This window comes from Shewanella sp. 433 (assembly GCF_059338565.1).
In genome coordinates, this window is record NZ_CM181703.1 from 3584301 (window position 1) to 3607937 (window position 23637).

The 23637-nt window shown below is 46.6% G+C and carries 23 protein-coding genes and 1 pseudogene; 12 read left to right on the forward strand and 12 right to left on the reverse strand.

Features of this window, described 5'->3' with window-relative positions; all coding sequences use genetic code 11:
- The first annotated feature begins 40 nt into the window (after nucleotides 1-40).
- Together AC5YB1_RS15875 and AC5YB1_RS15880 are read left to right on the forward strand one after the other, a co-directional pair.
- Nucleotides 41-511 (forward strand): YcxB family protein, encoded by a 471-nt coding sequence (locus AC5YB1_RS15875; protein ID WP_494519959.1) that lies wholly within the window; start codon nucleotides 41-43, stop codon nucleotides 509-511.
- A gap of 207 nt (nucleotides 512-718) precedes the next feature.
- On the forward strand, nucleotides 719-1387 hold the full coding sequence (locus AC5YB1_RS15880) for a YiaD family glycine zipper/OmpA-like lipoprotein (RefSeq protein WP_494519960.1): 669 nt from the start codon (nucleotides 719-721) through the stop codon (nucleotides 1385-1387).
- Nucleotides 1388-1481: 94 nt separating this feature from the next.
- Here the strand turns inward: AC5YB1_RS15880 and AC5YB1_RS15885 are convergent, their stop codons facing one another.
- Nucleotides 1482-2048 carry an acetate uptake transporter gene (locus tag AC5YB1_RS15885; protein ID WP_475515956.1) on the reverse strand — a complete coding sequence of 189 codons (567 nt, stop codon included), beginning with the start codon at nucleotides 2046-2048 and terminating at the stop codon, nucleotides 1482-1484.
- An 885-nt stretch (nucleotides 2049-2933) separates the two neighbouring features.
- Here AC5YB1_RS15885 and AC5YB1_RS15890 point away from each other — a divergent pair.
- The 4 genes from AC5YB1_RS15890 to AC5YB1_RS15905 are packed head-to-tail and all read left to right on the forward strand — an operon-like array spanning nucleotide 2934 to nucleotide 6204.
- Nucleotides 2934-3809: a MipA/OmpV family protein gene (locus tag AC5YB1_RS15890; RefSeq protein WP_494519961.1), complete on the forward strand. Its 876-nt coding sequence runs from the start codon at nucleotides 2934-2936 to the stop codon at nucleotides 3807-3809.
- Nucleotides 3810-3814: 5 nt separating this feature from the next.
- Nucleotides 3815-4225, forward strand: a complete 411-nt coding sequence (locus tag AC5YB1_RS15895) for a DUF3019 domain-containing protein (protein ID WP_494519962.1) — start codon at nucleotides 3815-3817, stop codon at nucleotides 4223-4225.
- Nucleotides 4225-4938, forward strand: coding sequence for a response regulator (locus AC5YB1_RS15900; RefSeq protein WP_494519963.1), 714 nt, complete (start codon nucleotides 4225-4227; stop codon nucleotides 4936-4938). The genes AC5YB1_RS15895 and AC5YB1_RS15900 overlap by 1 nt, the downstream gene beginning before the upstream one ends.
- Nucleotides 4939-4950: 12 nt before the next feature.
- On the forward strand, nucleotides 4951-6204 hold the full coding sequence (locus AC5YB1_RS15905; protein ID WP_494519964.1) for an ATP-binding protein: 1254 nt from the start codon (nucleotides 4951-4953) through the stop codon (nucleotides 6202-6204).
- A 4-nt stretch (nucleotides 6205-6208) separates the two neighbouring features.
- Here AC5YB1_RS15905 and AC5YB1_RS15910 read toward each other — a convergent pair whose 3' ends face one another.
- On the reverse strand, nucleotides 6209-6478 hold the full coding sequence (locus AC5YB1_RS15910; RefSeq protein WP_494519965.1) for a DUF1289 domain-containing protein: 270 nt from the start codon (nucleotides 6476-6478) through the stop codon (nucleotides 6209-6211).
- 239 nt (nucleotides 6479-6717) lie between these two features.
- On the opposite strand from AC5YB1_RS15910, the gene AC5YB1_RS15915 reads away from it, so the two are divergent.
- Nucleotides 6718-7266: a DUF4136 domain-containing protein gene (locus AC5YB1_RS15915; protein ID WP_494519966.1), complete on the forward strand. Its 549-nt coding sequence runs from the start codon at nucleotides 6718-6720 to the stop codon at nucleotides 7264-7266.
- 28 nt (nucleotides 7267-7294) lie between these two features.
- Here AC5YB1_RS15915 and AC5YB1_RS15920 read toward each other — a convergent pair whose 3' ends face one another.
- The 4 genes and pseudogenes from AC5YB1_RS15920 to AC5YB1_RS15935 form a co-directional block, all read right to left on the reverse strand.
- Complete coding sequence (locus AC5YB1_RS15920) at nucleotides 7295-7741, reverse strand: methyl-accepting chemotaxis protein (RefSeq protein WP_494521659.1); 447 nt, start codon at nucleotides 7739-7741, stop codon at nucleotides 7295-7297.
- 84 nt (nucleotides 7742-7825) lie between these two features.
- A pseudogene (locus AC5YB1_RS15925) lies at nucleotides 7826-8677 on the reverse strand (PAS domain-containing protein); the annotation flags it as partial.
- 449 nt (nucleotides 8678-9126) lie between these two features.
- Nucleotides 9127-10263: an HlyD family secretion protein gene (locus AC5YB1_RS15930; protein ID WP_494519967.1), complete on the reverse strand. Its 1137-nt coding sequence runs from the start codon at nucleotides 10261-10263 to the stop codon at nucleotides 9127-9129.
- Between the two features lies 1 nt (nucleotide 10264).
- Nucleotides 10265-10660, reverse strand: a complete 396-nt coding sequence (locus tag AC5YB1_RS15935; RefSeq protein ID WP_494519968.1) for a DUF3302 domain-containing protein — start codon at nucleotides 10658-10660, stop codon at nucleotides 10265-10267.
- A gap of 271 nt (nucleotides 10661-10931) precedes the next feature.
- Here AC5YB1_RS15935 and purT point away from each other — a divergent pair, with 271 nt between their 5' ends.
- Entirely contained in the window at nucleotides 10932-12110 is a 1179-nt protein-coding gene (purT, locus tag AC5YB1_RS15940; protein WP_494519969.1) for a formate-dependent phosphoribosylglycinamide formyltransferase, read from the forward strand.
- A gap of 81 nt (nucleotides 12111-12191) precedes the next feature.
- Here purT and AC5YB1_RS15945 read toward each other — a convergent pair whose 3' ends face one another.
- From AC5YB1_RS15945 to AC5YB1_RS15970, 6 genes are all read right to left on the reverse strand, one after another.
- Nucleotides 12192-13520 carry an IS4 family transposase gene (locus tag AC5YB1_RS15945; protein WP_494518922.1) on the reverse strand — a complete coding sequence of 443 codons (1329 nt, stop codon included), beginning with the start codon at nucleotides 13518-13520 and terminating at the stop codon, nucleotides 12192-12194.
- A gap of 124 nt (nucleotides 13521-13644) precedes the next feature.
- Nucleotides 13645-14595 carry a D-2-hydroxyacid dehydrogenase gene (locus AC5YB1_RS15950; RefSeq protein ID WP_494519970.1) on the reverse strand — a complete coding sequence of 317 codons (951 nt, stop codon included), beginning with the start codon at nucleotides 14593-14595 and terminating at the stop codon, nucleotides 13645-13647.
- Between the two features lie 49 nt (nucleotides 14596-14644).
- Nucleotides 14645-15313 (reverse strand): outer membrane beta-barrel protein, encoded by a 669-nt coding sequence (locus tag AC5YB1_RS15955; RefSeq protein WP_494519971.1) that lies wholly within the window; start codon nucleotides 15311-15313, stop codon nucleotides 14645-14647.
- A gap of 101 nt (nucleotides 15314-15414) precedes the next feature.
- Nucleotides 15415-16194 (reverse strand): co-chaperone DjlA, encoded by a 780-nt coding sequence (djlA, locus tag AC5YB1_RS15960; RefSeq protein WP_494519972.1) that lies wholly within the window; start codon nucleotides 16192-16194, stop codon nucleotides 15415-15417.
- A gap of 14 nt (nucleotides 16195-16208) precedes the next feature.
- A complete protein-coding gene (gene murU, locus AC5YB1_RS15965) occupies nucleotides 16209-16910 on the reverse strand; it encodes an N-acetylmuramate alpha-1-phosphate uridylyltransferase MurU (protein WP_494519973.1) in 702 nt (233 codons plus the stop codon).
- Complete coding sequence (locus AC5YB1_RS15970; protein ID WP_494519974.1) at nucleotides 16907-17911, reverse strand: aminoglycoside phosphotransferase family protein; 1005 nt, start codon at nucleotides 17909-17911, stop codon at nucleotides 16907-16909. The genes murU and AC5YB1_RS15970 overlap by 4 nt, the downstream gene beginning before the upstream one ends.
- A gap of 155 nt (nucleotides 17912-18066) precedes the next feature.
- Here AC5YB1_RS15970 and lptD point away from each other — a divergent pair, with 155 nt between their 5' ends.
- From lptD to rsmA, 4 genes are all read left to right on the forward strand, one after another.
- Nucleotides 18067-20385, forward strand: coding sequence for an LPS assembly protein LptD (gene lptD / locus AC5YB1_RS15975; protein WP_494519975.1), 2319 nt, complete (start codon nucleotides 18067-18069; stop codon nucleotides 20383-20385).
- 124 nt (nucleotides 20386-20509) lie between these two features.
- A complete protein-coding gene (surA, locus tag AC5YB1_RS15980) occupies nucleotides 20510-21811 on the forward strand; it encodes a peptidylprolyl isomerase SurA (protein ID WP_494519976.1) in 1302 nt (433 codons plus the stop codon).
- A gap of 5 nt (nucleotides 21812-21816) precedes the next feature.
- Entirely contained in the window at nucleotides 21817-22818 is a 1002-nt protein-coding gene (pdxA, locus tag AC5YB1_RS15985; protein WP_494519977.1) for a 4-hydroxythreonine-4-phosphate dehydrogenase PdxA, read from the forward strand.
- Entirely contained in the window at nucleotides 22818-23627 is an 810-nt protein-coding gene (gene rsmA, locus AC5YB1_RS15990; protein WP_475515939.1) for a 16S rRNA (adenine(1518)-N(6)/adenine(1519)-N(6))-dimethyltransferase RsmA, read from the forward strand. The genes pdxA and rsmA overlap by 1 nt, the downstream gene beginning before the upstream one ends.
- The last annotated feature ends 10 nt before the right edge of the window (nucleotides 23628-23637 follow it).

The following is a 23637-nucleotide window of genomic DNA, read 5'->3' on the forward strand; positions in this document are numbered from 1 at the left end:
ACACTAAGGCAAAATCGTTTTAAGTGACTTTAAATTCCCTATGAGTGACCCATTTCACTACACCACCCAATTTACCCTCGATAAAGCCTATTATGCAGAATGCTTTGACCAATCGGTGACGCAGGACACATCGATAAAAGCCTATTACAAAGCCATCGGCTTTATTGTTATTGGCACGGCGCTTCTGCTCACTGGCAGTAATAGCTATGCTTCATGGTTTATTATCGGCCTTGGGGTACTGGAAGCACTTAGTGTTAAATTTAAACGATCATGGTGGCTGATAAGGCAGATGTGGAGCAAAGCCGCAGGTAATGAAACCACCCTGACCGTAGATGAGCGCGGCATTAGCACTCAGTCTTATTGCGTCAACACCCTCATTGCTTGGGATGAGATGTATCGCATTAAAGAAACCGATAAAGGTTTCCTCATCACCTTAGCCAAAGGCACCAGTTACGTATCAAAAAGTCATCTGAATCCTCAGGCCTGCGATTTTATTAGGGCTAAGATATAAGCAGTTTGGGCCTACTGAGCCGATAAAACTCACCGACAAAAATCAATATTAACTGGCCCACGGTATGTGAGTATAGTTAAACGCAAAAGGAGCAAAGTGTCAGCTTGAATTAACTGACTCTCGCTTAGGTAAACTAAGATCATTGTTAATAAAAAATATTCATCAATCTCGGCAAACAGAGCGTTGTCGATCAATTTTGGAGTCACCATGAACCATAAAAAACATGCGTTAACCGCGCTTGTTGCTGGCTCGGCGCTACTATTGTCAGCCTGCCAAACCACCAATCCATACACTAATGAATCGCAAAATGCCAAAGCCACCAATGGGGCGATTATTGGCGCGATTGCTGGCGCCGCTATTGGCGTGGCCTCTTCAAGCAAGAGCGATCGCGGTAAAGGTGCCTTGATCGGCGCCGCATCTGGGGCGGCTGTTGGTGGCGGGGTTGGTTATTATATGGATGTACAAGAAGCCGAGCTGCGTAAACAACTACAATCGACGGGGGTAAGTGTTACCCGTAGTGGCGATAATATTATTTTGAATATGCCCAACGAAGTGACCTTTGGTGTTGACCAGAGTCAACTGAGTGCACGTGCACAGCAAGTGCTCAACAGCGTCGCGTTAGTGGCTAAAGAATATGATGAAACCAGACTGAATATTATTGGCTATACCGATAGCACGGGAAGTGAGTCATATAATTTACGACTATCACAAGTTCGTGCCAGTGAAGTGGCCAACTACTTGATGTCACAAAATGTTGCACCTGTACGTATCGCCTCACAAGGCATGGGCGAGTCACGTCCTATTGCGAGTAACAGTACTGAACAAGGTCGAGCACAAAATCGCCGCGTTGAAATAGTGTTAAGCCCCATTAATTAAGGCCAATTGCCGCCTTAATACCAGCGTGACAGCTCAGGCTGCCATTTTGCACCTCTCGATTGCAAACCTCGGCAGCCTGAACATCACTATTAGGTTAGGCTTTTTTGATTTCACCTACAGGCAAAATGGTGCGCCCATATTCGGCGTTGATCACCTGAGCCATGGCAAAATAGATGGCACTGGCGCCACAGATAATGCCTTCAAACCCCGCAATCGTGCCAATTAACTCACTGCCAGTAAAATCACGCGCCGCCAGTAAAAAGAACAGTAGCGTCAAAGACCCAAACACAAACTGTTTTGCCCTTGGGTAGCGCAGCGAGGCCACAAACATAAAGGCAGTAAAGGTGCCCCACAATGCCAAATACCAGCCCATAAAGTGTGCTGGGCTCGCAGCAATCCCGCCATTAGGCAAGATGATAAGCCCTACCAAGGTCAGCCAGAATAAACCGTATGAGGTAAAGGCTGTGGTACCAAAGGTGTCGCCTCTGACAAAACACATAATCCCTACAATCACTTGCCCTAGTCCGCCATAAAACATCCCCATTGCGAGGATCATAGCGTCAATGGGAAAATATCCAGCGTTGTGAATATTGAGTAAAATAGTGGTCATGCCAAATCCCATTAAGCCTAAAGGCGCAGGATTTGCGAAAGTGGTAGACATTAAATTCCCCTAATCAATTGCAATGCAGAAATACGCGATCTCCTATAGGTCGCGCAGCAAGCGGCGGATTCTAGAGCAGCTGCAGTACGACAGCAATCCACAGCCACATTCGAGCAAAATTAAATGAAATAGTATTTAAATACAGATGGTTGCGCTTAGATCGTGGCGGGACACCATATTTGAGGGGGTATATAATCCAATATAATCATAAAGATAGATAAATCCGCCACAAAAACGAGACCGACATCACAAATAGACAGTTAGCATGACGCGCATCACAACGAGTGGGTACCACTGAGCTTATCGCCTTCTCAAGGCGAGGCAATAGCGCCGCTTATTGTGATCAAGCAGGCACAATCAATCATAGTGAGATATAGGCCACAAAATTAAGCAGCGTATCCTAAAAAACCAGCATGGCTGATCTAGATCAGGTTAAAGTCGCGCGAAACATCGCACCATGCGCCCAGCCTACGACCAGCCCGACACTGCAGGGGGTTGCTCTGTGAGGCTGTTTATCCTTAGGTGATATCAAATGCCTTACCCGTGGCTCCATTAACAACGACGATAAGCTTATTACCCCATCCTTGTCATCACCGTCTCAACCTTGGAGTGAACACTCGTCGGTGGTTAAGTCAATGACTTTACCTAAGAGGTTATGATGTAGAAAAATAGACACGCTGGGTTACCTTAAAAGGCGGTATTACGTCATTTAGTGGGAGCATTGTGAGCAGGTGTTCCTATCCCCTACAGCCCAAGCATGCTAGTGAATCGACAACTGTATCACTTTGTATCAACCTTATTGAAACAACAGCTTAAAAACGGCTTCAGTGTTAATCTGTAGTGTAGGAATTTAATTACTTAATCACCCATGATCCCATAGCCATAATGAAAAAATTTATCACTGCACTACTAACGACAGCTTTATTATCATTTGCAACCTATGCCAATGAGACTGTCGACTGCAACAATAATAGCGAGTGCATCACCATTGGCATTTGGGATATCGGTATTGCTGTTGGCTATGGCGTAAAATCCAATCCCATCACCCAGTTCGATGACATTCCCATCTATATCACGCCAACCTTTGCTTACTACGGTGAAAAGTGGTTTTTAGATAACGGTAACCTTGGCTATAGCCTGCTTGAAAGCGAAAACATGACCGTTAATCTTGTCACCAGTTTTAGTGATGATAGTGCCTATTTTTCTCGCTGGGATCCCTCTAATATCTTTGTTGCTGGTGGCAGCCGAGTCTCAACAGGCAGCGCTAATTCAACATCATTTTGGGATTTAGACGATCTTTATGCATTACAATTTAATGAATTGGAGGAGCGAGATTTTACCGTTCTAGGTGGCATTGAAGCCTTTTTATATACACCTGTTGGCATCTTCAATATGGCATGGGCTCACGATCTACTCGATGTTCATTCAGGTATGGAAGCTCAACTAAAATGGATGTACCGCTTTGCCATCGATCAATGGAAATTTGAACTAGCAAGCAGTGCCAATTGGAAAAGCCAAGAAGTGGTCAATTATTACTATGGCGTCAGAAGCAGCGAAAATTATTACTGGCACCAAGCTTACAATCCTGGTTCTGCGACCAACGTAAGCCTAACATTGACGACTCAATATATAATTAACTCACATTGGGCATTGTTATTTCTAGCCCGCTACACCGACCTGGCCGATGAGATAGTTGCCAGTCCCTTAGTCAATAAGCACAGCAGCAACACCTTCTTTGTTGGCGCTGCGTATAGGTTTTAAGACTAGTGTACTCGTTGATTATCCCATTTTTACATGCCACATTGCTGTGGTTCTTCTTAGCCAATAGCACTATGGCGACAGAAAGCGAACATACGGCCTCACTGTCGGTATCGCCACAATTTTGTATTACCGCCACTGAAGAACAAAGCTGTGAGATAGAATTGCACTTAAACTGGCATACCGCTATTCCGCAAGTGGTATGTGTTTTATCTAATTATCAAACCATACCTAAATGGTGCGCCGATACCGCAGACATTCATGCTCTGTCGCTGAAGGTTTCAAGTAAAGAAGATATTCAATTTATATTGATCAACAAACTGACGCACCAAACCTTAGCCAGTGCGCAATTAAACATTACCCCAACCTCGGAGCCCAAAACTCGGCGCCGCTATCGTAACCCCTGGAGTCTATTTTAATGTCAGAAGCTCAAGCGACCCATAGAGTCCTGCTTGTCGAAGACGATATCCGTCTAGCCAACCTCATCGTGGATTATTTAAAATCCCACGGAATGCATGTTGAAGTTGAGCGTCGTGGCGATACCGTACTCACTCGACTGCTCAATTATAAACCCGATATTATCTTGCTCGACATCATGCTACCTGGCATGGATGGGCTCACCTTGTGTGAAAAGCTACCCGACTATTTTGCTGGCCCTATCTTACTGATGAGCGCCATGGGCTCAAATGAAGACCAAATTAAAGGCCTAGAACTCGGCGCTGATGATTATGTCGTCAAGCCCGTCGAACCGGCCTTATTGATTGCTAGAATCAATAATCTGCTACGCCGCAAAGCGAAACCTATGCAGGCCGAATCACATTGTTTGACTTACGGACGTCTCAGTATCGATCCACACACGCAAACTATCCGTCTAGGAGATAAACAAGTCGACCTCACCAGCCATGAGTTTGAACTATTATGGTTGCTGGCCTCACAAGGTGGGCAGGTACTCAGCCGCCAATATATCTATCAATACCTTCTCAATATCGACTTCGATGGTAAAGATAGAAAGATAGATGTTCGCATCTCACGTTTACGCAAAAAGCTGGGGGACAATATTGATACGCCTTTTAGAATCAAAACCGTGTGGGGCCAAGGCTACCTATTTGCCCCCGAGGCATGGAACAATTAAGCGAAATGACTTTTGAAACGACTGTTTGTTAGCCTCTATCTTATACTCAGCATCGGCGTACTGGGGATCGGCTGGACGCTGGACAGTATTTGGCAAAATAACATCGAAGACAGCGATGCTGCTAACGCACCGCTGATAGCGATGGCCAAACTGCTGGCCGCCCACCCACGAGCTGAGCGAGCGAAACTGCTCGCCCAGATAGGCAGCAACAGGCTCTATCCGCTGCAACTATTAGATGCCAAACAAATTGCCTTAATCGATAGCGACCAACTCAGCACAGATAAGGTGTTAGTGACGGCTCATAATGATCAGCATGAGCTGCATTTTATCAAGTTAGATGAGCAACAGATATTAATGGCTGGCCCAATAGAGCTGACTCCAAATGGACAGCTTAGAAGGCTGTTTACACTATTGTTTTATCTGTCATTAGCCTTAGTGGTGTTGCTGTGGGTGTGGCCGCTATCGCGAGATCTACAAACATTAAGGCTGGCGACCAAAGCCTTTGGTCAGGCCAAGTGGGACACCCAAATCCAACTGCCCCCTCACTCAAAAGTGTTGCCACTAGCCCAAACTTTTAATGAAATGGCTCAACATATTAGTGCGCTAATAGAAAATCAGCGCCACTTGTCCAATGCGGTATCCCATGAAATTAGAACACCGCTGGCCCGATTTAAATTCGCGCTAGCCTTAATGCCACAGTATTGTCACCCCGATATCGATATCGAGCGGCGACAGGCTTTTTTAGCCGAGATGCAGCAAGATGTCGAAGAGATGGAAAACCTACTACAAGAGTTGCTAACCTACGCCAGTTTGGAAACTCGGCGGCATACGCAACCTCAGATCCAGTGCGATCTAACATCTGTTGTGCGGCAAACGATTGAACGTTTACAACACCTCAGCCCTATCTCCATCGATTTTACTATCGCAGGAGATCAGCGCCCAGTAAGCGCCGATCCAGCGCTTATCGACCGCGCCCTGCAAAATCTGCTCGTCAATGCACAGCGGTTCGCCAAGCAGCAGATCCAGATCGAACTCAGCTTTCTTAATAAAGGGGTCAGTATCAGTGTCACTGATGATGGTGATGGGATCGCACCGCAAGAGCAGAATAAAATATTTGAGCCCTTTTATCGTAGCCAAGCCACAACACAAGATAGCCAAGGGCACGGTTTGGGACTGGCCATCATCAAACGCATCATGCAGTGGCATCATGGTGACGTGACACTTACCAGCAAACCTAGTGAGACGAGGTTTACCCTCAGTTGGTGAGCGATTAGGCTTGCTCATCGAAATCTAAACGAGCAGTTTGCGCTAATCTTGCTTGTAATATTTCACTCTTCTTGGCTTTTTGTAACGCCAGTGATCGCCGGCGCTTACGCTGTTTACACAAACGGATCACATTATATTTTTGTGCATCTGAAAAGTTGAGCCAATTGAAGCGCTCATCTCGGTTACGTAAACACCCTTTACAGTAGCCTCTCGCATCCGTCTGGCACACCCCAATACAAGGGCTAGGTATTGCAAAAAACTCTAATTGTTCCACTTGCCCTCCTTAATGATTGAGTACAGCCAGTCATCCCAAAGTCTATTTCACAGCGTATCGACAACGTTAAATGTTAATAAAACATAACCTATCTGGTGCAAACTGGCTAATATTAAGCCATGAGATACATACTCAAAAAATGCAGATAAACGATCAGCCACCACGACTAACCATGTGAATCACTGCATTTTTTCGCTGTAGTGCTTAGAGTCAGTAACGGCAATAACCGTAGAGGATTAATGATGATATCGACACGATTGGCAAGCATACTCTTTTGTAGCCTACTGCTGTTGGCCTGCAGCAGCAACCCAAATCAAGATTACGATACCGCTTATGACTTTAGTCAGCTGCACACTTTCTCTAGCATCACCACAGCCAGCAATAGCGATCCTCTAAGCGCACAACGGATAACCGATGCCATACAATCATCTCTGCTCGCCCAAGGGTTTAACCAAGCCGATGACGCGGCACAATTTAAGGTCAATTACACCTTCAGTATTACCAATAAGCCTAAAACGTCCGGGCTATCCATAGGGCTGGGAACAGGCAGTTGGGGCAGCTCTGGTGGAGTGGGCATAGGCACCAGCGTGGGCGTGCCTATCGGCAGTGACTCGGCAAAATTACAAACGATTCAAATTGATATGATTGATACTAGGACACAGCAGCTAATTTGGCGTGGCAGCGACAGCTTTAGTTTTGATTCAGGCGGCGCAGATAAAGCTCAGCTAACACAGCAAACCGTGGCAAAAATATTAGCTCAATTTCCGCCGCAAGAGTCATCAAAATAATCCTGCGGCGTAAGCATACGAGTATTGACTAGTCGCTCACCAATCCATTAACCGTATCGGCGACGTTTTGCGCCCCTTTGCGAATGTCGTCAATTAAAGACTGGGTTAATTGCAGTTGTTGATTACACTGAGATACCTTGGCTTGGATGGCTAACATCCCCGCTTCTGATACCTTGGTTAATTCACTATTACGTTTGACGATCTCTTCGATATCATGAGTCGCTCTGGAGGTATTTGCCGCTAAGGTTCTCACCTCATCGGCCACAACAGCAAAGCCGCGGCCATATTCACCAGCTCGAGCCGCTTCAATAGCAGCGTTGAGCGCCAGTAGGTTAGTTTGATCGGCAACCTTAGCTATGGTACTCACAATATTGGTAATTTGTTGTGATTGTAGCGCCAGTTGCTCCATTAAAGCCGCCGCCTCTGTTACCGATGTATCAATATCATTAGCCACTTCGGAGGCTGAATCGAGCATGTTGGCACCATTTTGAGCAATATCAACCGTCTCAACTGCGCTTTGACGAGCCAATACTGACGCGTTTTGTACCGCTTGCTGGTGCTCTATACGCGGGGTGACATCACTGGCAAACTTAACCACTCTCACCACGTTGCCCTTCTCGTCAACGATAGGGTTATAGGTGGCTTCTAGCCACACAGTATTACCCTGCTTGGTGATACGTTCAAATAAGCCAGATTGAAATCGGCCTTTAGCCAACAACGCCCAAAAGTCAGGCTGCTCACGTAAAAAGCTTTCGGTACAAAAAAGTCGATGATGCAGGCCCTTAATCTCGTGATGCGAGTAGCCTATGGTGTTACAAAAATTACTATTGGCGTCGATGACTTCACCATCTGGGGTAAATTCGATAAATGCCAGCGACTTATTTAACGCATTAAAAATCGCTTCTTGACGATCGAGCTGTTGCCGGTCTTCGGTCACATCGCTGGCGATTTTGATAACTTTACTCACCCGGCCTTGTGCATCTTTAACTGGCACATAGGTGGCTTCAATCCAGATGGTAGCCCCATCTTTGCAAATGCGCTGAAAGGTACCTTGATTGAGTTTTCCTTGCCCTAGATCGTACCAAAACTGTTTATAACTGCGATCAGAGACATATTCGCTTTGACACAAGACACTATGATGCCGTCCTTGGATCTCTTTAAGCGAGTAACCGATAACGGCCAAAAACTGTTCATTGGCTGTCAATATGTGACCATCGACAGAAAACTCAATGTAAGGCACGCTATTACGGATAGCACTTAAAATGTGGTTATCAGTACGCAAGGCTTCATTCATTAGCGCTTGTTGCTGTTGCAACGCTGACTTACCACCACCAAAACCAAACATACAGTTACACCTTAACTTCTGGAGACTGGGCCCCCTAAACAGAACAAAAAATGCATGCTTCAGCATAGACTTAATCTAACCGATCACATGCACTCTACTTTAAATAAGCAAAATCACTTTCAACACAGTTCATATATACACCAGCACCTTATTAAATTGGCGTAGCCGATACGGCATAGCTGGCGGAGCGGATCAGCAGGCATGTCACTATTTTACCCGTTTCGCGCACTGCGTCACATATAAAAGTGGCCTCACAGGTCCAATGAGCAGGCCTGAAACATCACCTCCCCCCAAGCGCTACATAATTAACAATTTAAACCAACTAGATGAGCCTAAAATCCCCATACACGAAGGCGTTATGCCGGAGCCTGTTGGTGAGCTGATATTAAATACGATTATAGCCAGATAGGTTTTTATACTGAGCAGAGGAGTTTCCTGCGCCGATAATCATCTATTGTTATCGGCGCAGGAAATAAAACATTAAGCATTAATCTTCTATACGCAGTGTAATAAGATTAATGGAACAGATAATTTAACCAACCTTGCATTCTCACCAACACCTTACGCATAACCGCAACATGGGAAAAATGCTCAGTATAGATGGCGATTTCCCCCGATACACCTGCGGGGAAAGATTGGCTAATCTGGTTATTGTCGACTTTGATCAACACCACCACTCGCCCAGGCAAAGTCAACATACGCGCGGGCATCAAACTCCCCGTTGATTGCAACTCACCTTCGGCCATCGCTGGCAATATTTTAGCCACAGTACCGCTAAATACTTGTCCGGGCGCGGCATCTAATATCACTTCAGCTTCATCCCCCTCTTTGAGGCGTAACAGAGAGTTTTGCCAAAATGCACCCGCCATATAACGCTCTTCATTGGGAATAAAGCTGATCACTGAACGCAACGGCATAGGGACAGCGACAATACCTGGACGCAAGGCCATTTGAGTAACCATTCCGTCAGATGGCGCATAAACCACAGTTTGATCAAGCTCATACAACGCCTTATCTAATTCGGCGCGGATCCCCGCCACTTTAGTGTTAACGCCATCAACATTAGACTCATAAGCCAAACGAACCCGCAATGCTTCCGATTTTGCTGCGGTATATTGTGCTTCGGCTGCAAAGTATCGTTGACGGCGATTATCAAGTTCCAGCTCACTAAAAGGGGAGTTGGCACCAGCTTGTCTTTGACCTTTATCGTAACGGTCAAAGGCCGACTTAGTACGGTCTCGATCGGCTAATGCTAACTCAACACTGGCTTTAGCTGTCTGCCAAGCCGCTTCTAACTGTGGCACTTCTAGCTCGGCAGCAGCTAACGCTGCTCGCTTCTGCATCACCACTGCCTCAAAGGGAGTCGGATCTAGTTTAAACAGCACATCGCCCTTTTTCAGAGGAACATTAGGCGCAACATTCACCTCGGTAACCACCCCTCTAACAGCAGGGTTAATAGGCACAGACACAAACATCTCTTTAGCATAAGGTGTATAGGGATGGTTGTAATTCATCAGCAGCACCAGTCCACCGACAATAAAAATACCACCCAACACCGCGGTAGGCACAGTCCACTTATTTAACGGAATATGGAAAACCTTAAATATGGCGATGCAGCAAGCTGCGTAAGTCAATACGATTAACAGATCCATCTTATGATTCCTTTTCAGCCATCTGGGGGGGGATAACACTGGCAGGCGTTGGCAAAACCGCCTTAGACTCTTCGATCGCCTGTATTCGATGCTCTAACTGCACCACAGTCTGATTGAGTTGCTTAACTTCATCTTCCAACTGTAATTCTCGCTCAACCACTTGGTTAAAGCCCCACCCTCTATCTTCTCGATATAACGTGGCCCATATCCATAAAAAAGGCCAAATGGCATGTAAGGTAAATAAACTCACCCAACCTGCTACATGCAATGCATCTTGTTGCGGATGATTACGCTTTTTAGCTATTTCATAAGGAATATCATGGATAACAATAACGCCATAAAACAAAAACACGCCGACAAAAATAATCACCCCCAACGCAAAGTAATCCAAAAACATAGCGCTCTCCTTATTCTTTTATACGCTGACAATAGCGTACTCTGAGCGGTGAAACCCCACCACAATTAACATCCTTATAACACTTAAATAAAACAATAACCAACAGTGACATCACATTTTTTGTATCGGCAGAGTTTGATGCAGTTATCGCTTGTACACTCGGTGACTCGAAAACCGTTTAACTTTGCTGTAAAAAGGTAAGATATTAAAAAACACTAATAAAAAATTGGCATATCCCCTTAGCCAATAATGAATAAAAGGTACCCACACCATGATAGGCACACCCCACACTAAAGGCGCGCTGCGCGCCATGTTGCTCGGCTGCGGCGAGCTTGGAAAAGAGGTCGCAATCGAACTGCAACGTTTAGGCGTTGAAGTGATTGGCGTCGACAGATACCCCAATGCACCTGCCATGCAAGTCGCCCACCGCTCACATGTGATAAACATGCTCGATGGCGAGGCTCTGCGCCAAGTGATCACACTAGAGCAACCGCACTTGGTTATTCCAGAAATTGAAGCCATTGCCACCCAAACCTTGGTCGATATGGAAGCCGAAGGGCTCAATGTCATCCCGACCGCCAAAGCCACCCAACTGACCATGGATCGGGAAGGCATACGTCGCCTTGCCGCAGAAACCCTAGCCATTCCCACCTCGCCTTACTTTTTTTGCGACACTCAAACTGAATTTGAACAGGCAGTACAAACGATTGGCCTGCCCTGCGTGGTCAAACCTGTGATGAGTTCATCAGGTAAAGGCCAGAGCGTGATCCGCGAAGACGCCCAAGTCTTGCCAGCATGGCAATACGCCCAAGAGGGTGGCCGTGCGGGCGGCGGTCGCGTCATCGTTGAGGGCTTCGTGCCATTTGATTATGAGATAACCTTACTGACCATTAGCGCCATTAATGGTATCCATTTCTGCGAGCCTATTGGCCACAGACAAGAAGATGGCGATTACCGCGAGTCATGGCAACCACAAGCCATGTCGGCCAGCGTATTGGCTAAATCGCAACAGATTGGCCGTAAAGTAGTAGAGGCCCTAGGCGGTTACGGTCTGTTTGGTGTGGAGCTGTTTATTAAAGGCGATGAGGTTTATTTTTCTGAAGTCTCCCCTCGCCCTCACGATACCGGACTTGTCACCTTGATCAGCCAAGACCTGTCTGAATTTGCGCTGCATGTGCGCGCCATCTTAGGCTTACCTATCGCTAATATTGCGCAGCATGGCCCGTCAGCATCAGCGGTGATCTTGGCTCAGGGCCAGTCGAGTGACTTACGTTATCGCAATATGGCTGCGGCCTTAACCGAGCCGAATACGCAACTGCGTCTGTTTGCCAAACCTGAAATTGACGGACGCCGTCGACTTGGAGTCGGCCTTGCCCGTGGAGAGTCCATTGAACATGCGATAGAAAAAGCCTTAACGGTTGCGGCTAAGGTCGAGGTTATCTTCGAGTAATCATGCCCAAGTTAGCCCATTGCCAGCAACTCAAGGCCGTGGTGTGAAACATTAAAAAAGGCGCCTAAAGCGTAATGCCAGTCAGTTAAGCTGATTGGCATTTTTCTTTTTATGGGGATATTTGCTTGGTTTTGACTTTATAGCCCTTGGGTACACCCTATCTTCTCGTTTCGTTGGTAGCTCGAAGTTACCTAGCATTTCTATCAGTTGCTCGTAATGTTTGGGTAAATTTCCTGGGCTCATCAGTGGTAATCTTGCTAGGTAACTTAGTATCGTACTCGCACAATTACTGAAGCTGAGGCGATTGGCCCATATTCCTTTTCTTGATGCGGCCTCAGTCATTGCTTGACGCATCAGGTTGTAGCCAAGTAGTAAGCCCCAAAGTTCCTGTTCTACCATCTCTGATTTTTTACTTCTTAGCGTATACTCGCTGTTTAGTAGGGTTTGTTTCATCTCTCTGTAGCCAAGCTCTATTTCCCATCGATGATTATATAACTCAACGATGTCAGCACTTGGAAAGCGTAATGGGTCGACCATTGAGGTTAATACCTGATGCGTCTTACCTTTTATTGATTTTGTCACCAGCCTCGCTTCTATATGCGTCGGTAGCGCTGGGTTTTGTTGTCTGGCTTGGGCGGTTATTGCCAATTTCACCTGTTTATCTAACCGGCCATTTGAGTGTAAAACCTCGTACTGAAGCCCCTTTCTCGCAGGGATTAACCAGTGCCGCTCTTCACCACCTAGTTGCCATTGATGTAGCAAGTTTAAGGAGTAAAAACCTTTATCGAACATCGTGAGACTATGGTCTGGAGTTGACTGTATGAGCGCTTCTGCTAGCTTCATTTCACTCGTTTTATAACCATCAAACGCGCTATTTATCAGTTGATGGCTAGTGAGCTCCATATGACACACCATACGAACCTGAGGAAATGAGGTGTCACCATGTTGATTTGATGGTGAGCCAAAAGCATTACGATTATCAGCGGTGTCCTGAGTGCGCCAGACTACACCATCAACGGCTAATAAATTCAGTCCACACCATGTCTCAAATTGAGTGTTGCTATAGTAATGTTTTGCCATCATTTGAAAGGCATTTTTCATACTCTGCACACCTAACCTCTGGCGCCCTTGAACAAGAGCACTGGGGGCAATGAGCTTCTTTTTACCTGGTAGCATCAACTCCATATGAGTCGCAAGCTCCCATACAGACTGTTGTCGGTAAAAACTCATACCAATGACAGACCACATAACTGCATCAAGGGGTAAGCGACGTTTTCTTACTGTGGCGACCCCCGCAGTTTCAAAGGCTTGCTGGATGATGTTTTCATCCAATAAGTGATTAAGATTGGTAAAAGCTGTGGCTTCTTGGTGGTATTCAAAAGCGGTGCAGAAAGCTTGTTCTAAAGACATAAAAAAATCCAATATCATTTCTGATATTGGATTTTGAAGCCTTTTAAAGATCGGTCAACTGATCGTTTATATGCTTAACTGATCAGCATTAGCCTAAAGCGCCTTTTTTAATTCTCATCTCACACTAACAGACACGGTTAATGGATTGCCCCGACAGGTAGCCGGTTAGATTACTCAGTGCAATATCCATCAAATTTTGCCGCGCTTCACGGGTCGCCCACGAATTATGTGGACTAATGCTGATATTGCTCGCCGTGAGCAAGGGGTTATCGACCGCTGGCGGCTCACTGGACAACACATCGACACCGGCGCGAATAGCTCCTCCATTCAGCGCATTAGCTAACGCGACTTCGTCGACTAAGGCGCCGCGAGCGGTATTGATCAGCAGCGCATTGGGTTTCATCTTTGCAAGGCTAGCGGCATTGATCACCTTATCTGTCTCAGGCGTGAGTGGACAATGCAAAGAGATAATATCAGCTTCTTGATATAACGCGCTGCGCTCACACCAGCGAACACCTGTGGGTAAGTCAGTTTTTGGCTGCGGCGTACTGACCATGACCTGCATCTGAAATGCACACGCAATTGCGGCCACCTGACGGCCGATATCGCCATAACCGATTAAGCCTAAGGTTTTACCTTTAAGCGATTGCAGCGGCGATAAGGTAAAACAAAAATCCGAGCTCTGACTCCATCGACCAGCAGTAACCGCCTGATGATGTTCAGCGAGCTTTTGGGTGTGATGCAATATATGGGCAAAAACCATCTGCGCTACGGCATCGGGGCCATACCCTGGCACATTCGTGACCACTATCCCCCGCGCTGCGGCGGCGTTAACGTCAACCACATTCGTGCCCGTCGCCAATACACCTATGTAACGCACGCAAGGCAGCATGGCAAGGGTATCGGCATTAAGCTCGGTTTTGTTGGTTAATATAATATCGGCATCTTGAGCACGTTCTAACACTAATGGCGCTGCGGTGCGCTCAAAACAGTGAAAGTCACCGAGCGACTCAAACCCATGCCAGCTCAGATCGCCCGGATTTAAGGTATAGCCATCGAGTACTACAATTTTCATCGTTATTGCTCTCATCATCCGTTGGGTGAGTTTATCGTCTCAATGCCAGTTAAAAACGTAACTTTAGCCCAGCATTGACCTGTCCTTGCCACATAATGTCGGCACTGATCTGCCAGATACACTGGCTAGCATCACAAAAGAGCAAATTGTCACTGTTAACAAAGGTGGCAAATGCCCGCGCATCGGTAAACAGCGAAAGGCGCTGACTCACTTGATACTCAATCCCGGCACCAAAGCCCATCGAAAAACGCGTTTCATTACCATAACCGTTATCGGGGCGCATTTGAGTCAGCCCTAAACTGGTGGTGATGTAGGGGCGCAAGGCACCATGAGGGAAATAGAGCGAGCCGCCGATGTGCAAGTAATCAACATCCAATGTCGTCAGCAGCTTAGGATTAACATTGCCGCGGCGATTAAGTTCAGTGGCCTGATGGCTATAAAGCAAATAGACATCACCAGGATCGCGGGTATTTATACCAGCCATCACGCCATAATGGCCAGACTCGCTAATATTAAGCCCACTTTGAGTTTGGCTGTTAACCTCAATGGCATCGAATTCACTGGCGGCAAAACTGTAACCACCAAATGGCGCCACAAACATTCCGGGTTCAGTCTGAACAGAGGCCCCCTGCACTGGGGTTGACGGGACAGTTAGGCAGAGCAGCAAAGGTAATAGACAGCCGACTTGATATCGACTCGTTGTCGTTATCGCTTTCATGTTTATCTCCCTGAGCACCAAGATGGCGCTAATCCATTGGCGATCTAAGCCACCCAATGATGGAGGCTTAATACCGAGTTTCAACCTGCTATTTGAAATCGCTACCTCATACCGCGATCTTGTTTGACTCTATCATAAGCCGCTTGAATATCTTGAGCTTTTTTCTTAGCCAGCTCCATCATCTCAGCAGGTAAGCCTTTAGCGACTAACTTATCTGGGTGATGTTCATTCATCAGCTTACGATAGGCACGTTTGACCTGTTGATCAGAGTCGGCTTCGGTTAACCCCAGCACGCTGTAGGCGTCGGCAATCGAGGTCTGTTGCTGGCCACCACTGCGATGAAAATTAAACTCCGCCTGCCAGCGTTTAAGTAACTCATCGAGCTGCTGACGGCTGTAACCCAGCTCCTTAGCGACCAACAGTAAGATAGCATGCTCTTTGGCATCGAGCTCACCGTCAGATAAGGCGGTCTGGATCTGGATTTCCAAAAACATCTGCACCAGATCTTTACGCCCCATGGACAATAACCGAAAGGTTTTGAGGCAAGCGTTAAGATCAAAATCACTGGCTTTACCTTGGTTAAAAGCCATCTGGGCATCGCGCCGAGCCTGACCGCTTAAGCGCAGTTGATCCATGAGCGCGCTAGCGATACGAATATCCGTTTCGGTGACATGGCCGGAGGCCTTTGCAACATGCCCCATCACCGCAAAGGTGGTATTAAAAAACAGCGTTTGGCGATTACTGCCCTTGCCAATAATGCCACTGAGTTCGGCGCGCTTTTTGTCGTATAAATGGCCTAGCCATAATCCTAACATTGCGCCAAAAATACGACCAAACATAAAGCCGATCGCAAAACCAAATACCTTACCCCAAATTTTCATCTATTAACCTAATGTTATTTTTTATCTAGTGTTGTCATGCGCGTATTTAGTGCCGCTAATCGCTCGACCGTACCGACATCGCACCAAAAGCCGTTAAAATGTTCACCGGCAACTAATCCATGCGCCATTTTATCTTTTAGAAGGGGCGCCAGTGCAAACCGCTTACTGGTGGTGCCATTAAACAGCGCTGGCTGGTAAATTCCCATACCTGAAAAGGTCAGCTTGGCTGGGCCAGCAGCGCTCAGCCGCCCCTCAAGTAAGGCAAAATCCCCCTCTGGATGCTGCAACGGATTATCGACTAACCACAAATAAGCCTGAGCCTCGCCCATTGCAGCCTTGATAGCCGCTAACGAGAGAGGTTGGCCTGCGATGGTTGGCATCGCATCAATAAACACATCGCCGTTGATCACTAAAAACGGATCAGATCCGAGTAACCCTAAGGCGTTTTTAATCCCACCACCGGTTTCTAATGCCTCTGTTTCGCCGCTGTAATGCAAGTTAACTTGCCAACGCTCGCCATCACCCAAGGCCTGGATAAGCTTATCACCCAGCCAAGCATGATTAATCACTATATCGGTGAAACCAAGGGCGGCTAAACGCTCTATATGGTAGACAATCAATGACTTACCTGCCACTTCAACCAGCGGTTTGGGTAGCTTATCCGTCAGCGGTCGTAAACGCTCGCCACGACCTGCAGCTAAAATCATCGCCTTCACAGGGTCTGCTCCATCTTGGGGATCACTTGATTATCTAACCAGTGGATAAAGGGGTGTAATACTGAGTAGTGCTTGCCGATATCGCTAACATATTGCAATGTGAGCGCAATATCTTGCATGTAACCGGGCTTAGCGTCACGGTAATTTAACCGACAAAAGATACCTGCGGCCTTAAGATGACGCTGTATGCCCATTAAATCGAACCAACGCTGATATTGCGCCAAAGTGACATCCTGACTCAGCACATTGTCAGAGAGTAATTGCTGGTAATGCTGCTGCATCAAGGTATCAACCACCTCGCCAGGCCAGCGCACATAACAGTCTCTAAGCAGTGACACCGCATCATAGGTGACAGGCCCTATCACTGCATCTTGAAAATCAATCACCGCCAACTGTTTATCACACAACATCAAATTACGGCTATGAAAGTCGCGGTGCATCCCCGCGCGGGGTTGCGCTAGTGCACTATCAGCCAGTATCCGATAGGTATCGGCTAGCATCTGCTGAGTATCAGCACTGCACTTAAGTTGTAAATGGCGACCGATTAACCAATCAGAAAAAATATCTAACTCTCGATAAACAAAGGCGGCGTCATAACGTGGTAATGGTACGCCATCGACAGTGGTGACTGCGCGAATAGGAATGAGCAAACCTAATGCCTGCTGGTAATAATCGCTGACATTGGCGGGTGTTAATACGCTCAGTAGCTGAGTATCACCCAAATCACTGAGCAGCAAAAAACCTTGTTCAACATTTTTTTCAATGACTTGAGGAACATTAACCCCCTGTTTTTGGTATTCGTTTGCTAATGTGATGAACGGGCCCACGGCAATTAGATCCGGAGGTGAGTCCATGGCGATGTAGCTTTTAGGCCCCAGAGTTACCCTAAAATATCGACGAAAACTGGCATCACCAGAAATGAGTTCTATGGCGGCATTGGCGCTCAGTACGCGTTCAATCCACGCTTTTAAGGCGATAAATCTTAGATCTGACAAGGGCACCTCATGGCTCTTAAGCAAAAATTGCTTTATTATAAAGCAAAATGGAAACAGCAATTAAGATGATTCTATCTCTTTTGCTCGGTTGCTTGTGTAAATAGCTGCAACTATTCTCTTCGATAATTTGTCTAGACTAAGAAATCACAAAAACGATAAAGATGCATATCCGTTACTTATTGGCTTTAATACTGCTTCCACACCTAGTCCTAGCAGACGAATTAGATCGCGCCGTCGATACCGACACACAATGTCTTGTGGAACCTCCCGTGCCTATTCCAGATGCCAATAGCGCTGATGTGCCACTCGATTTACAGCAAATAAAAATCATTTCAAACACCACTGAGGCTAAGTTAGGCGATAAGGCAACCTTTAGCGGCGATGTCTCTTTCAGCCAAGGCGGGCGGCACATTGCAGCCGATAACGCAACGCTAGATCAAGCCAACGAACGCTTAGATGCCAACGGTAACTTGGTGTTTCAAGACAGTATGTTTACCGTTACCGCCGACTCATTGAGCGCGCAAATGCGCACTAATAGCGCCGAATTAAGCGGTGCCCAATATTGGCTGCATGGGCAGCAGATTCATGGCGATGCTGAAAAACTGCAAATCACTCAAGATAATAACCTGCATCTGAGCAATACCAATTTCACCACCTGTCCTCCGGGCGATACTTCTTGGTTGCTTGAAGCTGAAACCATTAAAATTGACAGCACCGAAGAGTGGGGCGAACTGTGGGATGCCAAGTTAAGAATTGCTGGCGTACCGGTTTTTTATCTACCTTACATGACGATACCCGTCTCGGATAAACGCAAGTCAGGCTTCCTGTTTCCGTTATTTAGTACCAGCACCACCAATGGGGTTGAACTTGCGACCCCTTATTATTGGAATATCGCTCCCGAATACGATTTCACCTTCACGCCGCATTACATGTCCGCGCGCGGTCTGTTCTTAAAAACGGAGTTCCGTTATCTGGCTGGTGAAGCCCAGCAAGGCGGCTTAAATGTTGAATATTTAGCCAACGACAACCTACTGACTAATCGCTCTGACCGTTACTTATATCACTGGCAACATAAAGGCGCCGTGGATGAGAATTGGCGCGTATTAGCCAATTTTACCGATGTCTCTGATAATAATTACTTTAACGATCTGAAATCGGACGTATTGCGCGCCACCGATAACCAACTGTCACGCATTGGTGAGATAGCCTACTTTGAGAACAACTGGGATATCACTGCCAGAGTACAAGATATTAAGGTATTAGGCGAAGATGAATCGCCATATCAGGTGATGCCGCAAGTGGGGCTCAATTACCGCAGTCCAGAGCTGTGGAGTGGCTTAGATGTTAATCTACTGGCCGAAGCGAGCAACTTTCGCCATAAAGACAATCAGTATAATAGTGCTAATCGCCTGCACCTAGAGCCCAGTATATCCTTGCCAATTCATGGTCCCGCGGGCTCATTAACCAGCGAAATTAAACTGCTGCAAACCAACTACTGGCAAGATACCGATAATAATCCTGATTCTGAGCTAGCCAGTAGCGTGAGCCGCACCTTACCTCAGGTGCGCCTGCATGGGCAGATCAATTTTGAGCGTTATACCGACTATTTTAATGTCAACTACCGTCAAACATTAGAGCCTCAATTTCAATACCTGTATGTCGGCTATGAAGATCAATCGCAAATTGGTATCTACGATACCGCCTTGCTGCAAGATGACTACTATGGTCTGTTTCGGGATCGCCGTTTTTCAGGCCTCGACCGTATTGCCGATGCGAATCAAATGACACTCGGGTTAACCACACGCCTGTTTGATGAGCATAACCGTGAGACCTTTCAGTTCAGTATTGGCCAAATTTATTACTTTGAAGACAGTAAAGTCGGCCTCACCGAGGTGTCGCAACCTAACCAGAGCTTTCAACAAGAAAATACCTCTAACTCGGTATTAGCGGCAGAGCTGAATACGCAACTCTATAATGATTGGTTTATGAGCGGCGCTATTCAATACGACACCGAAAATAGTGAAAATAAAAAGAGTGAAGTCACATTAGATTTTCGACCCGAGACCAATAAACTACTGCAGTTAAGTTACCGCTATGTACCCGATTTAATTAACAGCAACACCAATGAATCGGTTAATGTGTCACAAACAGGTGTGCGCGGCGCATGGCCAATCAGTGACAACTTGTATATTGTTGGCAACTGGTATTATGACCTCAATGAAAGCCGAAGTGTTGAAACCTATACCGGGTTTCAATATGAATCTTGTTGCTGGGCGCTACGCTTAAGTTATCATTATCGCATTAAGACCAACTACGATGATAATTTAGAACCCACCATTGATGATCGAGAACTGTTTGAGCATGGCTTCTACCTGAATTTTGTTATCAAAGGTTTAGGTGGTTCAGGCCCATTAGGTGTGGCTGATATGCTCGATGATGGTTTGTTTAATTATCGTAAGCCGCTCTACTTGAAAAACTAGGGTTCAATAAATTAGTTACTCTTTTGCTGAACCTAGATACGGACTTGTAGTCCAATCAAAATAATCGAATTAAGTGGTCGGTCAACAATGACAAACGACCTCAATATGCCAAGGATTTTTGTGGATGAGACCCTGTAAACAACTGATTATTGCGTTACTCACATTGGCGATGAGCCACAGCGTTATGGCCGCACAGCCATTAGACCGCGTGACAGTACAAATTAACGAAGGGATTGTGCTGGAAAGCGAAATCACCAACATGCTAAACACAGTCAAAGCGAACGCAGAAGCTGCAGGCCAAGCGTTACCCTCTGACGAAGCCCTTCGTACCCAGGTGATTGAGCGGCTGATCATGACCCGCTTACAGTTGCAAATGGCAGACCGTATCGGCCTTCACATTGGTGACTTACAGCTAGATCAAACCATTGAGAATATTGCTAGAGAACAAAATATCACCGTAGCCGACATGCAAGCCAAAATTGCAGCCGACGGCTTGAGCTGGGCACAATATCGCGAACAATTACGTGAAGAGATCACCTTAGGTGAAATCCAACGCATTCAGGTTCAGCGCCGTATTCAAGTATCGCCACAAGAGATCAGTAGCCTAGTTAAATTGATTGAAGAACAAGGCATGCAGCAGGTGGAGTTTCAAATTGGTCACATCTTAATTGAAGTACCAAGCAACCCCAATAGCGAACAGTTAGACAGTGCCAGTAAACGGGCCAATATCGTATTGAAACGTCTGCAAGATGGCGCCGACTTCAAGCAAACCGCCATTGCGTCATCGGCGGGTCCTAAAGCACTTGAAGGCGGTATTTGGGACTACATGAACATCAATGAAATGCCAACGCTGTTTGCTGAACTACTGGCGGGTGCCAAAACCAATGACATTATTGGCCCTGTTCGCAGCGGTGCGGGTTTCCACATTATCAAGGTCATGGATGCGCGCGGCCTACAAACCCAAGAGGTTGATGAGGTTCGCTCTCGCCATATTCTAATTAAACCATCGCCAATCCTGTCGGAAGAGCGCGCTAAGGCCATGCTCGACAACTTTGTGCAGCAACTGCGTGCCGGAGATGTCGATTTTGCCGATTTAGCGCGTCAATACAGTGAAGACCCAGGTTCTGCCGCCAAAGGTGGCGAGCTAGGTTGGGCTGATCCTGCGGTTTATGTGCCTGCATTTGCACAAACCTTGAACTCTCTACAAATTAATGAAATCAGTGAGCCATTTCGCTCCAGTCATGGCTGGCACATAGTACAGCTTGAAGAAAAACGTAAGACTGACGCGACAGACAAGTTCAATACTAATCGTGCTCATCAACTGATTTTCCGTCGCAAGTTTAATGAAGAACTGCAAAACTGGCTGGATGAGATGCGAGCGGAAGCTTACATCGAAGTATTTGATGCCGACTTTAACCGAGGTTAATCATATTGACGACTAAACGTATCGCAATCACGCCGGGCGAACCGGCTGGCGTGGGACCAGAATTAGTCATCCAACTTGCTCAGCGTGCTTGGCCCGCTGAGCTTGTTGTTTGTGCCGATCCGGCTTTATTGAAGGCCAGAGCCAAAAAAATTGGCTTACCGATCCAGCTGCGTCCTTATCAGCCAAATCAAGCCCCTAAACCTCAAGAAGCAGGCACCTTGACCATTGTACCTTTTCCCTTGGTCACCGAATCTGTATGCGGCAAGCTTGACGAACAAAACAGCAGCTATGTGATTGACACATTAAGTTACGCTGGCGACAAGAATATGAGCGGCGAATTTGATGCCGTCGTAACGGGCCCTGTGCACAAAGGGATTATCAATCAAGCGGGTATTCCATTTAGTGGCCACACCGAATTTTTCGCCCATCAGGCAAACTGCCAAGATGTGGTGATGTTATTGGCCGCCCCCGGATTACAGGTCGCCTTAGTGACCACTCATATTCCGCTGGCGTATGTGTCTAAAGCGATCACTCGCGATCGCCTGCATCAAATTATCAACATTTTACACCATGATTTGGTGAATAAATTTGGCTTACAAAACCCCAAAATATATGTCTGTGGACTCAATCCGCATGCAGGAGAAGATGGCCACTTAGGCCGAGAAGAGATAGATGTTATCAGTCCAGCATTAGAAGAGCTGCGTGAGCAAGGCATGAGTCTGGTGGGCCCCTTGCCTGCCGATACCCTATTTCAACCTAAATATTTAGAAGATGCCGACGTTGTCTTGGCCATGTATCACGACCAAGGCCTGCCAGTACTCAAGTCACGAGGATTTGGCAGTGCGGTTAATATCACCTTAGGCTTGCCCTATATTCGCACCTCCGTCGACCATGGCACGGCATTAGCCCTTGCTGGTACAGGTGAAGCCGAAATAGGTAGCTTTGTCTGCGCGTTAAACAAGGCTATTGAATTAGCCACTACGAACGAGTCACAAAAAGAGAAGTAATGAGTAATAAAGTACATTTAGGCCACACCGCAAGAAAACGCTTCGGACAAAACTTTTTGACCGACAGCAATGTGATCAATCGAATTGTTGGCGCGATTGCCCCCGACAATGACCATGTCATGGTTGAAATTGGTCCAGGCCTAGCGGCATTGACAGAACCTGTTGCCGAAAGCATCGACAAGCTGACCGTGGTTGAACTCGATAAAGACTTGGTTGAGCGGCTTAAAACCCATCCATTTCTTAAAGATAAACTCGAGATCCACCAAGGTGATGCGCTTAAGTTTGACTTTAACCAGCTCGTGGAAGAAGGCAAGCAGATGAAGGTGTTTGGCAACTTGCCTTACAACATCTCGACACCATTAATGTTCCACCTATTTGAGTTTGCAGAGCATATTGAAAATATGCATTTCATGCTGCAAAAAGAAGTGGTGCTGCGTCTATCGGCCTCGCCCGGCACTAAGGCCTATGGTCGCCTAACGGTGATGGCGCAATATTTTTGCCAAGTGATGCCTGTGTTAGAGGTGCCACCGGGATGTTTTACCCCACCGCCAAAAGTTGACTCGGCCGTAGTACGCTTAGTGCCTTATAAGAATAAGCCTTGGCCATGTAAAGATGTCGACTTATTAAGACACCTGTGTACGACCGCATTTAATATGCGCCGCAAGACGCTGCGTAATAATCTCAAACAGATGCTATCTGATGAAGACTTTGCTTCGCTCAATATTGATGCGACCAAACGCCCAGAGCAGATAACGGTTGAGCAGTACGTTGCCATGGCTAACTTAGTCATCGACAAGAAAAACGGCTAAGTCTCTTCGC